Source organism: Fibrobacter sp. UWB16, from assembly GCF_900215325.1.
In the GTDB taxonomy this organism is placed as follows: domain Bacteria; phylum Fibrobacterota; class Fibrobacteria; order Fibrobacterales; family Fibrobacteraceae; genus Fibrobacter.
In genome coordinates this window covers 61,840-78,162 of record NZ_OCMS01000003.1, presented here as the reverse complement: position 1 = coordinate 78,162, position 16,323 = coordinate 61,840, and the positions used below count along the sequence as shown (strand labels likewise).

The 16,323-nt window shown below is 50.8% G+C and carries 12 protein-coding genes; 3 read left to right on the top strand and 9 right to left on the bottom strand.

From position 1 onward, the window contains the following. Positions 1 to 15 precede the first annotated feature (15 nt). The 3 genes from CRN95_RS10195 to CRN95_RS10185 are packed head-to-tail and all read right to left on the bottom strand — an operon-like array spanning position 16 to position 5,397. Positions 16 to 2,361: a hypothetical protein gene (locus tag CRN95_RS10195; RefSeq protein ID WP_235002986.1), complete on the bottom strand. Its 2,346-nt coding sequence runs from the start codon at positions 2,359 to 2,361 to the stop codon at positions 16 to 18. Positions 2,362 to 2,388: 27 nt separating this feature from the next. Continuing rightward, positions 2,389 to 4,644, bottom strand: coding sequence for a hypothetical protein (locus CRN95_RS10190; protein ID WP_088630968.1), 2,256 nt, complete (start codon positions 4,642 to 4,644; stop codon positions 2,389 to 2,391). Between the two features lie 9 nt (positions 4,645 to 4,653). Then, complete coding sequence (locus CRN95_RS10185; RefSeq protein ID WP_235002985.1) at positions 4,654 to 5,397, bottom strand: carbohydrate binding domain-containing protein; 744 nt, start codon at positions 5,395 to 5,397, stop codon at positions 4,654 to 4,656. Positions 5,398 to 5,726: 329 nt separating this feature from the next. Between CRN95_RS10185 and CRN95_RS10180 the strand changes: the two genes are divergently transcribed. Continuing rightward, entirely contained in the window at positions 5,727 to 6,881 is a 1,155-nt protein-coding gene (locus tag CRN95_RS10180) for a glycoside hydrolase family 5 protein (protein ID WP_097020803.1), read from the top strand. Positions 6,882 to 6,913: 32 nt separating this feature from the next. Here the strand turns inward: CRN95_RS10180 and lpxA are convergent, their stop codons facing one another. Further along, positions 6,914 to 7,681, bottom strand: coding sequence for an acyl-ACP--UDP-N-acetylglucosamine O-acyltransferase (gene lpxA / locus CRN95_RS10175; protein ID WP_088630971.1), 768 nt, complete (start codon positions 7,679 to 7,681; stop codon positions 6,914 to 6,916). A gap of 34 nt (positions 7,682 to 7,715) precedes the next feature. On the opposite strand from lpxA, the gene CRN95_RS10170 reads away from it, so the two are divergent. Next, positions 7,716 to 8,819, top strand: coding sequence for a glycosyltransferase (locus CRN95_RS10170; protein ID WP_097020802.1), 1,104 nt, complete (start codon positions 7,716 to 7,718; stop codon positions 8,817 to 8,819). A 63-nt stretch (positions 8,820 to 8,882) separates the two neighbouring features. Here CRN95_RS10170 and CRN95_RS10165 read toward each other — a convergent pair whose 3' ends face one another. From CRN95_RS10165 to CRN95_RS10150, 4 genes are read right to left on the bottom strand one after another with little or no spacing between them, the layout of a single operon-like run. Beyond that, positions 8,883 to 10,235, bottom strand: coding sequence for a CCA tRNA nucleotidyltransferase (locus CRN95_RS10165; protein WP_097020801.1), 1,353 nt, complete (start codon positions 10,233 to 10,235; stop codon positions 8,883 to 8,885). Continuing rightward, positions 10,235 to 10,597: a hypothetical protein gene (locus CRN95_RS10160; RefSeq protein ID WP_088630974.1), complete on the bottom strand. Its 363-nt coding sequence runs from the start codon at positions 10,595 to 10,597 to the stop codon at positions 10,235 to 10,237. The genes CRN95_RS10165 and CRN95_RS10160 overlap by 1 nt, the downstream gene beginning before the upstream one ends. 20 nt (positions 10,598 to 10,617) lie before the next feature. Then, positions 10,618 to 12,930 (bottom strand): hypothetical protein, encoded by a 2,313-nt coding sequence (locus CRN95_RS10155; RefSeq protein ID WP_097020800.1) that lies wholly within the window; start codon positions 12,928 to 12,930, stop codon positions 10,618 to 10,620. A 29-nt stretch (positions 12,931 to 12,959) separates the two neighbouring features. Next, positions 12,960 to 13,682 (bottom strand): RNA polymerase sigma factor, encoded by a 723-nt coding sequence (locus CRN95_RS10150; RefSeq protein WP_235002984.1) that lies wholly within the window; start codon positions 13,680 to 13,682, stop codon positions 12,960 to 12,962. A gap of 21 nt (positions 13,683 to 13,703) precedes the next feature. Between CRN95_RS10150 and CRN95_RS10145 the strand changes: the two genes are divergently transcribed. Next, the gene (locus CRN95_RS10145) at positions 13,704 to 15,527 is read left to right on the top strand and encodes a thioredoxin family protein (protein WP_235002983.1); all 1,824 of its coding nucleotides are present in this window, start codon (positions 13,704 to 13,706) and stop codon (positions 15,525 to 15,527) included. A 127-nt stretch (positions 15,528 to 15,654) separates the two neighbouring features. Here the strand turns inward: CRN95_RS10145 and CRN95_RS10140 are convergent, their stop codons facing one another. Further along, positions 15,655 to 16,236: a hypothetical protein gene (locus CRN95_RS10140; RefSeq protein ID WP_145993984.1), complete on the bottom strand. Its 582-nt coding sequence runs from the start codon at positions 16,234 to 16,236 to the stop codon at positions 15,655 to 15,657. Positions 16,237 to 16,323 lie beyond the last annotated feature (87 nt).

The following is a 16,323-nucleotide window of genomic DNA, read 5'->3' as shown; positions in this document are numbered from 1 at the left end:
ATTCGCTTCCTCCCATTAAAATTCCACATTAATGGAAGCTTCAAAAATCATCTGGGAGAACTTATGCGTATATGTTTTCGGCGCTCCCAAATCTTCAATGTTATAGTAATCAGGCATATTTGCTACCCTGTACTGCTGTTTAATCTTTTCCCTATAGAGCTTCTTCTTGACATTCTTAGTCACCGTAGCAACTTCGTTTGCATCGAGCTCGACATCACCAGTTTTACTCTTCTGGTTCTTGGCGGATTTCAAAGATTTTTCAAGTTCAGCAGGATAAGCAGCATCATAAGCATCAGCCAGCGAGGAGGTATTGTAATCATTCTGAACGGTAATGAGGCCAATATTCAAGGAAAGCCATGCATTCTGAGCAACAGAGTAATCGAAGCCGCCCATCACATGCATCTGCTTGCTCTTCATAAGAGGAACATCCACACCAACAAATTCACCATACGGATTTGCAAACACGCCGTAATCGGTATTGATCATCTGGAAGCCAGCCGTAACACCGAGACGCGGCAAGAACTGGAAGGAGGCGCCAACGTTGATGAAGTCGCTAGAAACCTTGCCTTCGGAAACGCCAAGTTCCGTTGCCATAGCAGAGCCAGCAACAAGAGTCGTCTTGCTTTCAGAATGCTTGAAGGAACCTGCAAGTTCAGCAGACTTGCTGAGGCCAGCAATCTTTGCGATATCAACCTTTGCACCACCGCCAAATTCCATGTAGGAAACCTTGTCAACAGCTTCGAATTCGCTCTTCACCTGGTTCATGATGGTCACGAGAGCCTGGGCTTCGACCTTTTCTTGCCAGTCGCCCTTGATAAGAGCGCGAACACCCATGCGGTTTGCAGTTGCAAGACCGTTCGGCAAAGCAAGCTGGAGAGCCGGGTCAGCCATCATGTTGATGAGAGCAAGCTGTTCGGCAGAGTAGACATTGTTACCCCAAGAGTTCTTGTTATACGGAGCAATGTTGTAGCTATCGGTCTGACCTTCAATGAAAGCGTTGTCATCCGTACCGAGAGAACGAGCAACCGGAGTGAACTTCGGAGAGTAGTTATAGAGAGCATCGAAAGTGGAGTAGAGCGGAGAGTTCACGCCATACTTGACCGTGTTGCCATCCTTATCGGAATTCAAGATGCGCTGAGCAAAGAAGCTCGGAGACTGAGCGAGGTTGTTAAACCACTTTTCGTCGTTGCGGATGAAGTCCAAGGAAAGGCCTGCGCTCCAGGAGTTTTCAACCTTGTAGCCAGCATTCAAGTTGACGAGCAAGGCAGAACCGCTCACGCTTTCTTCCGGGCCTTCAATAGCATCACCTGTAGCCGGGTCTTCTGCATAGCTCGGAACCTTGTTCGAAGACAAAGCGTATTCAGCCACAAGGTCGAGGCTCAAGCCCGGAACCTTGATGAGAGCACCGGCATCGACGCCAGCGCGGATGCTCAAGACGAAAGTCTTCTGCGGGAAGGAAACGAACGGGTTGATATCCTGAAGCTCATAGGCACCCGTTCCTTCAGGGTCATCCGGGTTGAAAGATCTCGGATCCGGGTGACGGTAGGTGTAAGACTTCGAATTTTCGTTGTCAAAGACGTACATCGGGGTCACACCGACGAACACATTCTTCTGCATCGGAAGGAGTTCGAAGTTACCACCGATAACCCACTTGTCCGTTGCGGAAGAAAGTGAAGTACCTGCAATGGAGTCATTCGGAAGGATATTGCCTTCGGCACCGCTAAAGTCGAGGACCGAGACGCGGTTCAGGCGTGCAAAGATAGCTTCGGCACGGACTTCGCCAATCATCGGATCGATTTCCTGACGGAACTGGAGATTCACACCCTGGAGGTTGCGCTGGTTACCTTCGAGGAGCTGTTCCTTTTCGGCCATGTGGCGCTTACGGGCGAAAATCGTCGGTTCGTACATGATGTCGATACCGGGTCTGTAAATGGAGAGCGGAGAAATCGCAGAACGGAAATCACCGACAACCCAGTAGAAGTTCTTGCCGACATTGCCTTCGACATTGAGCCACTTGGCTTCGATAGTCTTGGAAGCAGCAGCGAAGTATTCCTGCATACCGCCGCCAAGGCGCATCAAGACGTTGGCACGGACACTTTCGTACGGACGGAAGCCAAAGTTCAAGTCAGCAGTGACAAATTCATTGCGTTCCACATCCGGCATCGAGTTGATACCAGTCTTGTCTTGATCAGTCGAGAAGCTAGAACGCTGGGCAACAGCACGAATGCTACCGCCAATTTCAACACCGCGCTTTGCATTGGCGCTATCAGCCTTGGCCTGCAGGGCCTTTTGATTATCAGCAACAGCAGAAGCCGATGCGGCAACCGATGCAGTAAGAAGGGCGATTAAAATATTTTTCATTTTCATATTCATCTTTAGCATCCTCCCTTAGAACCATGCCTTGGTTTCGGCAGCAATGTAATGGGAATGCCAATCATTGTCAGGAACGGTTTCATCAGAGTGCGTCATGAACTTGTAGCGGAAATGGAGACCTACGCGATCAGAGAAGTCCCAGTCAAAGCCAAGGCCAATTGCGAAGTCCTTGTAGTTGATCGGAGCCTTTTCATACATATTCGGGTCCACTTCGTAATAGTAGTTTGCAGCACCGGTCGGCTTAGCGACATTCTTGAGTGCAGTAATCATGTAAGCCTTGTCAGACCTGAAGGTTTCAAGGCCGAGGATACCCACCATGTGGAAGGTTGGAGTCACAGCGACGGTCGGTTCAAACTGGCCGAAGAAGCTCGTCATGAGCATGCCGGACTGCTTTTCGGAGACGGCAATCGGAGCAAAGGAAGTAGAAACACCAGAAAGGGCAACAAAGCCAGTCATCATGATGTTGCGGTCGGTACCGAACCAGTGACCGATATCGTAACCACCCATGAAGGAGAGGTAAGTAGACCACTTGGCATGCATCGGAACCTTCTGTTCAATAACCTGCTTGCCATTTTCGAATGCAGCAAAGGATTCCCACATTTCCCAGGTACCACCATAGAGACCACCGCGCTGGCGAGTCATCTTGACACCTTCGCCAGCATCTCTCTGGACACCGACACGGGAAATATAAGAAGCACCTCTGGTGTTACCGGAGTCAGCCACGAAGAGCGGCTTGTGCTTGGTCCAGGAATTGGTGCTTTCCCACATGTTGCGGCCGTTCAAGCGGTAGTTGAATGCGACCACATCCTGACCAGCGTCGATCTGACGATGCTGAGCATACTGGAAGTCAAAGTAACCGCGGTTGAAGCTCGGTTCCAACTTGAAGTTGATACCGGCCATGTTCGGGGAATAGCGGAGAGCACCGGCGTTGAGGTAGAATTCATCCTTGCGCCAGCCCGGGAAACGGGACGGGTTGGAAAGAGAATACGGAGAGTAGAAGCCCGGCTGGAAGAACACGATTTCGGCAGTCATCGGCCAGCCTTCAACATACTTGCTCTGGGCCTTGATATAAAGACCAAGCTTCGGGGATGCCATACTGGACCTGTGAGCATCGCTGATGTAGCCCTTGGAAGCATCACCTGCGACGAAGTTATCAGCCGTTTCGGACTGGTAGAAAATCGTGGAATCGGTAAAGCTCAAGCCAAGATCAGCCATCAAGAAGAGCTTCGGAGTGATGTTACCCTTGACATCGATAGATGCTATATGGGTATTGAGGAGTGTCGGATTCAGTCCGAGATCAGTCCACTGACCACGGAATTCGCCTTCATAAATGGCACCTTCGTCATAAGTGATGCCCATGTAGTTCACACCGAGAGTAAGGTTGTCAGCGATCTTTTCCTTGGCGATACGACCATGGAGGACTGTACCGCGGAAGTCGTAGCCACCCATCATTTCGAGTTCGCCCGGCTGACCACCGTACATGCGGAGACCGTCACGGGTAGCCATGTCAGCATCGACCGGCTGAGAAACGAGGAACTGAGCCTTCAAATCATACGGGAGCTGATAGATGTTAGCAAAAACACCACCAAAGGAGCGATTCGTCCAGAATGCACGACCACCTTCCTTGACCGGCTTGAAAGCCTTTTCCTTATAATAGGTAGAAACGGTCTTTTCGTCTTCGAAAAGTTCATACTGCCAAACGAAACGCGGGTTCGTTTCACGTTCCCACATGGTAAGCGGGGAAGCGTTTGCCCAGATAACACCACCTGCGGTGATGTAGGCACCGAACACACCGGCACGGATATCGACACCGGCATTCATTTCTTCGTTGATAGTCGAAGAATAATAGTCGGTAGAGTGGTCGAACAAGACGCGTTCATCGTGATTGTTCGGAATCTGAGTCGGGTTCTTTGCATAGCTGTTCGTAAAGAGACCGCTCATGTCAAACGGGAACATGAGGTTCGTGAACAACGTAATGTAGGAGTTCGGCATGGCGACAACGTTCACGTTCAAGAGAGCGTCAACGCTTGTGCGGGCCTGGTCATCGCGAACCCAGGGGCTCTGTTCAGAATAGTGGAAATTCTTCAAACGGAAAGCCATGTAACCGGAGACTGCCAGTGGCAGATCGTCCTTGCCGAGGAGCGTGGATTCCATGTTGCCGGAAAGAGTATCCAACGAAGCGTGAAGGGAATCAAGCTGCAACTGCGGAGGAAGAGCCCACGCAGCACCGAGGCTAGACGCTAGTAAAAGGGAAGAAACTGTTTTGCGCATAAAATCCTCTTAAATCTCGTTACGGAACGGATAATGAGCCGGGCCTTCGTACGGCTTGCCATGCTTCTTAATCACAATATCGTCAATCCAAACCTTGAAGGATTCGTTTTCATCCTTGCGGACTTCGAGACGGAAACCCTTGAAGTTGGACCATGCGAACGGGAGCATCACTTCGCGCGTGTTCTTGGCATCCCAGTAAACACCGGTATTGCCGAAGAGCTTCAGAGGAATGCTGAAGTGCTTCCATTCTGTCGTAATTTCACCAAGGCTCTTGGAGCGGAGCTTCACCTGGAGGGATTCGCCGTTGCTCTTCACGCCGTCATCGACGAGTACGAACAATGCGTTTTCGCCACCCTGGGCACCTTTAAGCCAAAATTCGAGAACACCTTCTTCGAGGTAAGGCGTCAAATCCACAGAACCCGCAATACAAATAGCGACACCGGAATAGTCGCTCGCGATAAGTTCGATTTCCATGGAGAGTGCACCTTCCATAGCGTACTTATCCGTGAGTACCGGTTCGGGGTTTTCACGCGGATACTGGTAGGTATAGCCACCACCACGCGGAATTGCTTCGCGCATGACAACGGTGACAACTTCCTTATCAGGACGGAACGGCTTAGGATCCTTCATGACAAAGTGGGACTGGTCGCGGTCGCGATAATCGCTAAAACCGTAGCCAGCGAAAGAAGATGAAGCAAGAAGCATCGCCGCTAGAGCGGACTTCCAAATGGCTTTTTTAAAGTTTCCATTCATAATAGGTACAATTCTCCAAATTCGGATCATCTACAATATAGCTTGTTTTTGGGAATTTTCGATCCGGTATTTTGCAAAAAAGGCTTTGCAAAGCTAGATGTATCAACGGAATACCGCTTGTTAAGCCACATAAACGCTGGACTCAAGCGTAAACGGAAATTTTTACGCACGTAACGTTTCAGAATGTTTACAAACTAAAATTTTTGACACCCGTCACAATGGACTCAAGCGTAAACATAAGATAAGCTTGTTTTTATTTTTTAGATTTTTTATTTATATAGATTTTGAGAACAGTACTTTGAGGATGACACCAATTTTTGGGGGTAACCATGTTTAAAAAACTTCTTTCTGCAATGGCTATCGGCTGCACATTCTGGGCTTGCGGTACCACGGATGCACCACCAGAATACGACCCAAGCAAAGACGCAAGCCAAAACGCAGCAGTCCCTGTGGACTACACCCTGGGTAGAACGATGAACGCTATTCTCGGACGAGGCATCAATCTGGGCAACTCCTGGGAATCTGACGGTTACGATGATGGCGCCTGGAGTAACCCCATCCGCGATACAGATTTCGCCATTATCAAGGCAGCAGGCTTTAATTCCGTGCGAATTCCGGTCCGCTGGCAGAACGGCTCTGACTACACAAGCCACACGGTCGACCCGCAACGCCTTGCAGGTGTTTTGGAAGATATCCGACTCGCCATCGCGAACGGCCTTGCCGTAGTCGTGAACTTCCATCACTATACCCAATTGAATTGCGCCGGTGGTGGCGGAAACGAAAGCGACGGCACCAAATGCCAATATGACGCCGCAAAGTTCCAAGCCGAAAAGACACACTTCCTCGGCATGTGGGCACAAGTGGCGGCAGCCATGGGCGAATTTCAGGACAACCAGGTGGTACTCGAAATCCTGAACGAACCCACGATTCCTTATGAGGACGTCGTGGACAAGCTGATGAATGACGCCTACAGTGTCATCCGCACATACGCTCCGGGCAAGACGATTATGTTCGAATCTTACCATGCGGCAAAATTTGCAGACCTTTCCATACTGCATTTGCCGCTAGACGGAAACATCATATATAGTGGTCACTACTACGAACCTTACCAGTATAGCCATCAGGGACACGGCTACAACTGCGTTGGCGATAACGCAAAGAACATTACCGCATCACGCGACCTCGCTAGCTACGCCAAGACGGCTCTAACGCTCTATCCGGACATTGACGGAGTCCACCACGTTCCTATGAACATGGGCGAATTTGGCATTGCAGGTGGTGACGTAAGCCCCTGCGACTGGCAAGGCGGAACAGGCCCGAGCGAAGCCGGCAAGGCCGAATGGGCAAATGCAGCAGCAAAGGCCGCCATCCTGAACGATATGTCGTTCCACTACTGGGGATTTGGCTACACAGGCGGATTTGACGCTTACGACCCAGGTTCCGAAAAGTGGCACACGGGATTCCCGCAGGCACTCATTTTCTAGAATCTTAAAAACATGCGCAAAAGCGCGAATGATTACGGGCGAACGAGAGAACCGCCCCAGTGATCATCAAAGAAGGCTTGGAACAGAGGTTCCGGGCCTTTTTTCAGTTCCTCGATGACTTCGGCAGCCGGGCGTTTGCCGCGGTAAAGTTCGCGGAAAGCACGTTCAAAAAATGCGATACGTTCAGGCGGGAATTCATCAGCATGCAAGCGGAGCGCATGGAGGTTGAGGGAAGCAAAGCGGAGCGGGTTCCCGAATGCACGGCTGCAAGGTGGAACGTCGTAATCGACCTTGAGCGTACCGCCCACAAAAGCGTAGGCGCCCACCTGGTTCCTCTGCTGTACTGCCGTGGTGCCGCCGAGGGTCGCAAACTTGCCAATGCGTACGTGGCCGCCGAGCTGGCATCCGTTCGCGATGACCGCCCCTTCGCCGATTTGACAGTCGTGCCCCACATGGGCGTAAGCCATGATGAGTACGTGTGGCGCAATGCAAGTGCAACCACCGCCCTGAACTGTGCCGCGATTGAGCGTCGTGTATTCACGAATGATGCAGTTTTCGCCAATTTCAAGGCGAGTCGGCTCCCCTGCGTACTTGAGGTCTTGCGGAGGCGCACCGAGGATAGCCCCATCGTAAACGTGCGTATTTGATTTGATGGTCACACCGCCGTAAACGCGCACGCGCGATTCAAGCACCACATTTTCGCCAATTTCCGCATTTTCATCGACAACGCACCAGGGGCCGATAACGGCAGACTCGTGGACGTTGGCATTCGGATGAACAAAAGCGGATGGATGGAGCATATCCGCAATTTAGTAATTTCCTATATTTCCCCACATGGGTGGCATTATTCTCGCATGCCTGACTGCGCTCTATGCGCTACTGTTCCTATTCTTCATAGTAGGACTGTTAAAGACGCATCGCTATAAAGGCCCGAAAGCCACCCCAAGCGTCTCGGTCGTGATCCCGATGCGAAATGAAGAGGAATTTGCCGAACGCACACTCGAAGCGGTCGCCGCCCAGGACTACGTTGGCGAATGGGAAGTGATTTGCGTCGATGACCGTTCTACCGACCGCACGCGCGAGATTCTCGAAAAGTTCGCTGCCACGCACCCGCGTTTCCGCGTTTTAAGCCTCCCGCAAAACTTACCGCAAATTGCAAGTCCCAAGAAGCGCGCGCTCGAAAGTGCCTTCAAGATTGCGAAAAACGAAGTGCTATTGACGATGGATGCCGACTGCATCCCGCGCAAGAGCTGGATTACCGCCATGGCCGGGCGATTTGTCGATGGCATCTGCATTGTACAAGGGCCAAAACAGAACAACGGCACACGTTCGATGCCGCACCTCTACCAGAAACTCGAAACGCTCGGTTACACCGCGATGGAAGCGGCAGGTTTTAGCCTTGGACGCCCGATTGTCGCCAGTGCGGCATGCCTTGCATACAAGAAGGACCTGTTCTTTAAAGTCGGCGGGTTCGGAGACCTCATCAACCTCTCGAGTGGCGATGACGACATGCTCATCCACAAGATGATGAAAATCCCGGGAACGAAGGTCTGCTACAATCTCGACAAGGATGCAGTGATCGAGACAGCCCCGGTGCATACGTGGAAGCAGCTCTTCAACCAGCGCGCCCGCTGGAGCAGCAACGGCACAAACTACGAAAGCAAATCGTACATCCTTTTGCTCACGCTCATTTACACGTACTACATCTGGATGTTCGTGAGTCCATGGTGCGCTATATTCCTCGACTTTCCGTGGCAATGGTGCGTGTTCAGCATTCTGCCCAAGATTGTCGTGGACTTTGTATTCTTGAGCATCGCCTCTTGGAAACTCAAGTCCAAGCGCCGCATGCTCGCGTTCTTGCCTGTAGAGCTTATCCAAATCCCGATGATTGTGTTCTGCGTCCCCGCAGGAATCTCGGGAATGTTTAGATGGAAATAATTTAGACGAGAGACTAGAGACGAAAGACGAGAGATTTTTAAAGTCCTCTCGTCTGTAGGCTCGTTAGAGCCGTTCTTTCGTCTGACTCCGAACCCACTCGATTGCTTCTTCGGCGTTCTTGATTTTACCGTCGAGCTGGAGCTCAAAGCTTTGCTTGATAGTTTCGCCCATCTGCTTGCCCGGCTTGAATCCCAAATCCATAAGCATTTTGCCCATGAGGAATGGCTGCGGAGCTGCATTGAGCAAATCGAGATCTGCAGCAGCTTGCCAAAGCTGTTCCGGGAATTCCGGGGCGCCGGCGGCGGCGTAATACTTACGCGGGGTGGCTTTCACAAGCAGGCTCAACAGCTTTAAGCCACCCAGCTTCACCGCCATGCGGCGAAGCGCCGGCGCATCACTTACAATTGCAAAATCGAGCGTCTTAAATGCCGCAAGCAGCGCCGGGACGTTCTTGACCAAGTGCGATTCGTTCGTAATGCGTTCGAGGAACTTGAGAGACGTTTCAGGACTCCCGCTGAGGAACGCGGCAAACGCAAATTCCATCACCTGATCGTCCGAAAGCGGTGCGCACTTGGCGTCACCAACAGCTCCACCAGCCGCTTCAGCACTCACATTCACAAAGCTCCTGCGCAAGCCCTCCATGTTGTCGAGCATCTCGCCCAGGTCTTCCCAGGAGCCACGCAGCGGTAAAACTTCCGGGAAAAACTCGTTCAGCTTGATGTCCAGGAAAGCGCGCAAGCCAAGCGACGGCTTGCCCGGCTTCAAGAGCCACTTCTTGAATTCTTCGAACAAACGTTCGATAGAAAGGTCTTCGAGCGAAAGCGTCTGGCAAAGTTCAATCGTCTCGGGCGCAAGTCTAAGCGCAAAACGACTTGCAAACTGCACGCCACGCAAAATGCGCAGCGAATCTTCGACAAAGGCAGGGCCCACATGGCGCAACAAACCTTTCTTCAAGTCGTCAATGCCGCCGTACGGGTCGCACAGCGTAAGTTCCGGAAGCTCCATGCCCATCGCATTGATGGTAAAGTCACGGCGGAGAGCCGCTTCCTTGAACGAGAGCTTTTCATCCGTATGCACTACGAAACCGCGATGACCATAGCCAACCTTGCTTTCGGTACGCGGGAACGAGAAATCGAGCGAAAGGCCTTTCATCGCCAAATGGATCACGCCAAACGCCTTACCCACAAGATTTGTGCGGCCGTACTTCTTTAAAATCGGGACAAGTTCATCTTGCGTGAGGTCGTAAACTTCAACATCGTAATCACGGCAATCCTTGCCCAAAAGCGCATCGCGCACCCAGCCGCCCACTAAAAAGGCGCGGCCACCCGCTTCACGGATTTCACCTGCGATAGAAAGCAAGCGTCTAGGCAAGTCCGGTTCAAACGTCTTGCCTGCAAGAGTCACGATACTCGGCATTACTTATCCGCCTCGACTGACTTGTAACGGTCGTAAATGCTAGTCGTCTTTTCTTCGGAGGAATCCTGCAACAACGTAGAAACCGGGATTTCAACCTTGGACGAATCCCCAGTCGTTACACTTTCCGTATTGGCGTAACGTTCGTAAATGCTTCCGTTAGAGGCAGACTCGTTTTTCTTTTTGGCTTCTTCGGCACGGCACGTATTCAGCTCGTTTTCCATATAAGCTCGCTGATCCGGCGAATAAGTCAACGTGTTCAAGCGATATTCGATTTCTTCGCACACAAGCCCTTGGCGTTCACCAGCGCAACCGCCAATCCAAAGGGCAGCAAACAGAACCACAAATCCAACAACTTTATTCATAACACACACCTCACTGCAAATCAGTGGACAATCAAGAGCTTTCCTTTTCGGACCTTGGATGCACCGCGGATGACATACTGGTAAACCCCAGGTGCCACCAGGTTTCCGTTTTTCATGCGGCCTCTCCATTCGGCACGGCCACCGGCAACTTCTTCGCCAGTCAACGAAGCCACGAGCTTGCCACCCCTGTTGTAGATATTGATGACAGCATCATCAGAAACATTGTCAAACACAATATATTCATGGCGATCCGGGCGGAACGGATTGGGATACACCCTGACATCCTTGCCGGCATCATCCGTCATATTGCCGTCTGTACCACGCAAATCGTTTCTCATGTAATACGATACGCCATTTTCGTGAGCAAACCAGACCGCACCAAGCCCAGAATCAACAGCCACATCCTGAACACGGTCGCTAAGGAGACCCTGACGGGTCGTAAAATGCTGTACAGACAATGTGTCCGGGCTTGTCGAACGGGGAGTCAAACGGTACACGCCCTGGTTCGAAGTTCCAACCCAGAGATTGCCACGGCTATCGACATCGATACTTGTAAAAATAGCCCCGGTAAGCCCGTTTGTCGAAAGCGGCGTCTTGAGGTTTTCTTCGTCCTTGTTCCAATAGACAAGAGAAGAGCCCGTGACCATCCAGTAATAGCCCGTCTTCGGTTCATACACCATATCCAATGGAGTTGACGGAGCGTCCGTATAAACTTTTCTGTAAGTCGTATCAAGCCAGGAAATTTCACCGCCCCTCTTGTTAGGCGGCGTAAACGTGAACACGTCCAAATCGCCGTTAGCATCGAGCGATGGAGACTTGCGTGTACCCACATAAACTTTCCACTTGCCATCTTCGTCTACACTGGTAAGCATGGGGCCTGCAAAAGTAGCGCTACCGACATTGTCTGCACAAGAGACATTGCCCTTGAGGTCAAAATAAGCAAGGCTATACCCCTTAGTCGTAGCTGCCGATGCAAAGAAGCCCTTGCCATCCGGAGCCGGAGTTGTCGATATGCTGATCGAATACGGGAAATCTTCCATGTAGCTACTCATGCAATGCCCGTCCGTCGACAAGAAAACAGAATCCAGCTTCTGTCCCAAATCCGAATACAGCACGTAACCCAGCCCCCAGACGTGGTAGAAAGCCCTTCCGCCAGGGAGGACAGACAAAACCTTCATATCGTGACCGCGGGCGTTCGTCATGTTGCCGTTACCATACAGCGCCTTTGTGGGCGTACTCCATTGCCGTCCGTTAAAGTGCGAAAAATAGCCGTCATCCGAAGCCGCCAAAATGCCGCCATCCGGAAGAGCACGGAGTTCATAGACGCTTTTCAGCGGGAACCTGGAATACTCCGTCAAGTCTGTCAATTTCTTTCCATTGTAATGGAATATGTTTTGCGGGCCCACCAAGAGAGCTCCACCCGAAGAAGGGATAAGCGACACCCAGTAAATCTTGGGCTTAAAGTAATAGCGATCGACAACCGTTTTCTTGTCAACCGTCTTCATAATAGAATCGCGCTCGTAAAGGATCGAGTTCTTCAAGACCTTGCCACGAATGGCAACCATTTTATCCGTCTGCTTGAACGTCGTGAAAGTATCTATGACAGCTCGAGTCTCGCCATCGTCATCCCAGATTCTCGTGCCTTCCGTCGGATACGTTACAAGTTCTCCGTCACTCCAGGTTATAAACTTGATCGGTTCCTTATTGAGAGAGGCCTTCTTGACGACCTTCCAGGAATCCGGATTGAACAGCTGCATATCGGATTCCAAATTTTTCCAGTCCATCTTGCGGACATAAAGCGAGCCATCGACCGCAACAAACAGGGAGTCCCCCTGAATTTCCATGGCGCTTACAGGATTGATGGACAAGTTCGCATCGGCAATCCTTTCGACCGTAAGGATAGACGTATTGGATTTTAAACTAAAGAACGACAGGCGGTCATCAAACGCAATCACCATGACATCTTCGGCCACACGGACCATGCCCGGAATGACACGGACACCGCTACCGGCATAAGACCTGCTAAGCACCTGCCAGGATTCCGCCGATATGATCTTTGCGATAATGCCGTTGTCGCTCACAGAAAAGACATTCGGACCTGCTGCCACTACAGCGCTTATAGACTGGTCGCCCAAACCGTGCGCCGTCGTGTACAAGGCCTCAACAGTACTCGACCTAAAGCGAATGCCCCCATTAGTCGCCAAGAGCACGCCATCGCCATAAGGGACCATCGCCTTGATCGGGAATGGGCTTGAGAAATTGTTCCAGTCATCGGCAGCAAAAGCTGATGTGACAAGGGAGAGGATACAAATAAGATTAGCTAATACTTTCACATTCTAAAATTACAAATTTTAAAAACATTTCAACCTGCATATTCAATAATTTCCCGCAATGTGGCGTCCCGGCCCGTTATCATCTTGAGCCGATCTTTCTGCGACATCATTTTTTCACGCATTTTTTGATACGCCGCCATCCGGCGCTTGGTTATGCTCCCCTTAGATAGCCCGAACAACTGGCTCAAATCACAGACACGAAGCCCACCGACAACCGAAAGTTCGACAATCATTTTCTCCATCGGATTTAGTGCCTGAAGCAAAACGGAATACTCCGTCATGACATCATCTACGCTTACGTTTCCATCGGGTAGCGCAAAAGCATCATCGTCGTCATCCCCGTCGTAACTGGCCTTGGGCTCGCAAAGGCAAGATAGCGGAACTTCGCGGTTAGTGACTTTTTTGCGGTATTCGCTGTAATGGCAATGCAAAAGCACGGTATTGAACCATGGCAACAGATGGGATCCGTACTTCAGCTCCCCGGCCTTTTTGCAAAAGCGAAGCGCAACCTCCTGAAACAAGTCGTCTGCATCTTCTTTAGTCCCACACTTTTGCAGGCACAATTTGTATATTCTGTAGGAATATTTTTCCCAGACAGACCCTACCCAATTCGGGGGACGGTTACAAAGGAATCCCGTATATGACATAAATGTTTTATTTCCGATATTTTCTACTTCTTTTTGCGAGATTAATTTATGAAAATTTTTAACAAATTTATCGAATTTGGAAATTTTGCAAACAACCGTTTGCAAAAGGCTTCATTTTGCATTCTATTGTTTGCAGCGTCGGTCCTTGCGCAAGAATTCAACATGAACAACATGCCCCCTCCGGAAGCAAGCATGCACTATTCCCTCGGGGCACTCACAAAAGGTTCAAGCGTTACCGTTGACATCACCATTCCCGACAACTGGCACGTGAATGCAAATGTCGCAGCCGATGAATTTTTGAAGCCGTCGTCTATCGAAATTGCAGCCCAGGGGATTCACTTCGGAGAACCCAAGTGGCCAGAACCCATCAAGGAATATAGCGAGGCTTTGGACCTTGAGAACCTTGTATTCAAGGGACATTTCCAGATTACGCTCCCTATAGAAAATGTTGACGCCGATTACGACAGCCTCACGACACAGGCGATATTCCATTACCAGGCCTGCGACAATTCCATTTGCCTTGCACCATCGCAAGTGACATTTGGAGTGGGACCAGTGGGGTTTAACAAGAAACGAGCTTCGCGAGATGACGCTGGGAATATGCACGGGAGCGCCACTAGCACAGACGCCAACGGAAACGCAACCGGGAATGTCATCAATGCGCCGAGCGCCGCAGGGAATGCGACAGAAGGCGCTGCCGGGACATTCATATTGCTTTTGTCGGCTCTGTTCGGAGGCTTAATTCTGAACTTGATGCCGTGCGTGCTGCCGGTGCTTTCGCTAAAGCTTTTCAGCTTGATCAAGCAGGCTGGCGAAAGCCGCAAGCGACTGCTCGTACTCGGGACTTCGACAACGCTCGGGATTCTCGCGAGCTTCTGGGCGCTCGCCGGGATTGTTGCCGCCGTCAAAGCCGGCGGCGGGAATGCAGGCTGGGGCATGCAATTCCAGAGCGCTGGATTCATCGCGTTCATGGTCGTGATTCTGAGCGCTTTTGCCATGAGCTTTTTTGGAGTCTTTGAAATCTGGCTTCCTGGAAGTGCCACGACCAAGATGGACAAAGCCGGGCGCAAGCAGGGCTTTTGGGGTGCGTTTTTCACAGGCTCACTCCTCGTGCTTTTGAGCACACCGTGCTCCGCACCGTTTCTCGGCACGGCGATGGGTTTTGCTTTTACCGCATCGACCCCTGTGCTGTTCTTGTTTTTCACAGCAGCAGGCGTCGGGCTTGCGCTCCCCTACATGCTCGTGAGTACATTCCCGAAAATCCTGAAAGTTTTCCCAAAGCCGGGCGCTTGGATGGTCACGCTCCAGAAAATCATGGGCGTTCTTTTGCTCGGTACCGTCGTATGGCTCCTGTGGGTCGTGCATGAACAGGCCGGAAACGTCGGCGTCGGCATCTTCGCCGCCATTTCGCTCTTGAGCATCGCCATGAGCTTTGCAATCGGGAACATCGCCCCGCCGGGCGTCGCGTTTTTTCGCGAAGTGCTCTCCGTTGGAGGCGCCGTTGTAATCCTTGCCATCATCTGGTTTGCATTTGCATCACCAAAGTTCGAAGCCGAAGTCGATGCGATTTTCAAGGCAAGGTCAGTACAGCTCGTCACCGAAGATGGCTGGTACCGCTACACGCCGGAACTCATCGAAGAATTTGCAAAGTCTGGCCGTACCGTATTCATTGACGCGACCGCCGACTGGTGCCTCACCTGCAAGGCAAACGAAGCAGCCGTCCTCAACCGCGATGATTTCAAGCGCGCGATGGACAGCTTGAACGTTGCCCGCGTCAAGGCCGACTGGACCCGCGAAACGCCCGAAGTCACCGCACTCCTGCGCAGCATGGGCAAGTCCGGAGTGCCCGCCTACGCGATCTACCCCGCCGGCGATGCAAGCAAGCAAATCGTACTCCCGGAACTCCTCACCACAAGCGCAATCGTGGAGAAGATTGTAACTAGTTACTAGAAGCGGAGCCTGCACACTCGTCATCCTGAGCGGTATTAACCGCGAAGGATCCAGTTAAATTCTCGAAAATCTCAACAGCAAAAAAAGGTGGCTTGCAGGCCACCTTTTTTCATAAACATTATTCAAATTACTTTTTCTTCTTGTAAACAATCTCGCGGCAATCGCCTTCAAAATCGACATATTTCGTGCCAATAAATTCTGCCGGGATATGCAACTCGAGGTCAACTAGGCAAGAACAATGAGACATAAACTCATCAGTCCCCACTACAATAGAATCGTTCGTAATTGGATCATATTCTTTGATTAAACGAACATAATTTTGCTCAGCAAACAAGGTATCATTCCTTGTTTCATAGAGCATCGAAACAAAGCCTCCATCACACGAGACACCCTTCCTGATATTCACAGTAGCGGTTCCATCGTCATTTATATAAAAATCAATAAATTCTTCGCCTGAACCATCAGACCATTTTGCGAGATTCAGTTTAGCAGGATTCTCTCCGCAAGATGAAGTATACTTGAAATCAAATGACTCCCCCTTTATCGACGATGTATTCGGGGGAACAGTCACCAAAGAATCATCAGAACCGGTAACATTGTTACCATCACTATCGGAACAGCCCACAAACAAGCCAAAGCTAGTTGCCACGGCGATTAAAGCGCACAAAATCTTTGTTTTCATTCCCATATACCTTATTTCAAATAACACACCACGAATATAATGAATAGCTCCTCAAAAAACAAGACGGCGTAATAGAAATAATTAGAATAACGCAAAAAAAAGGTGGCTTGTGGG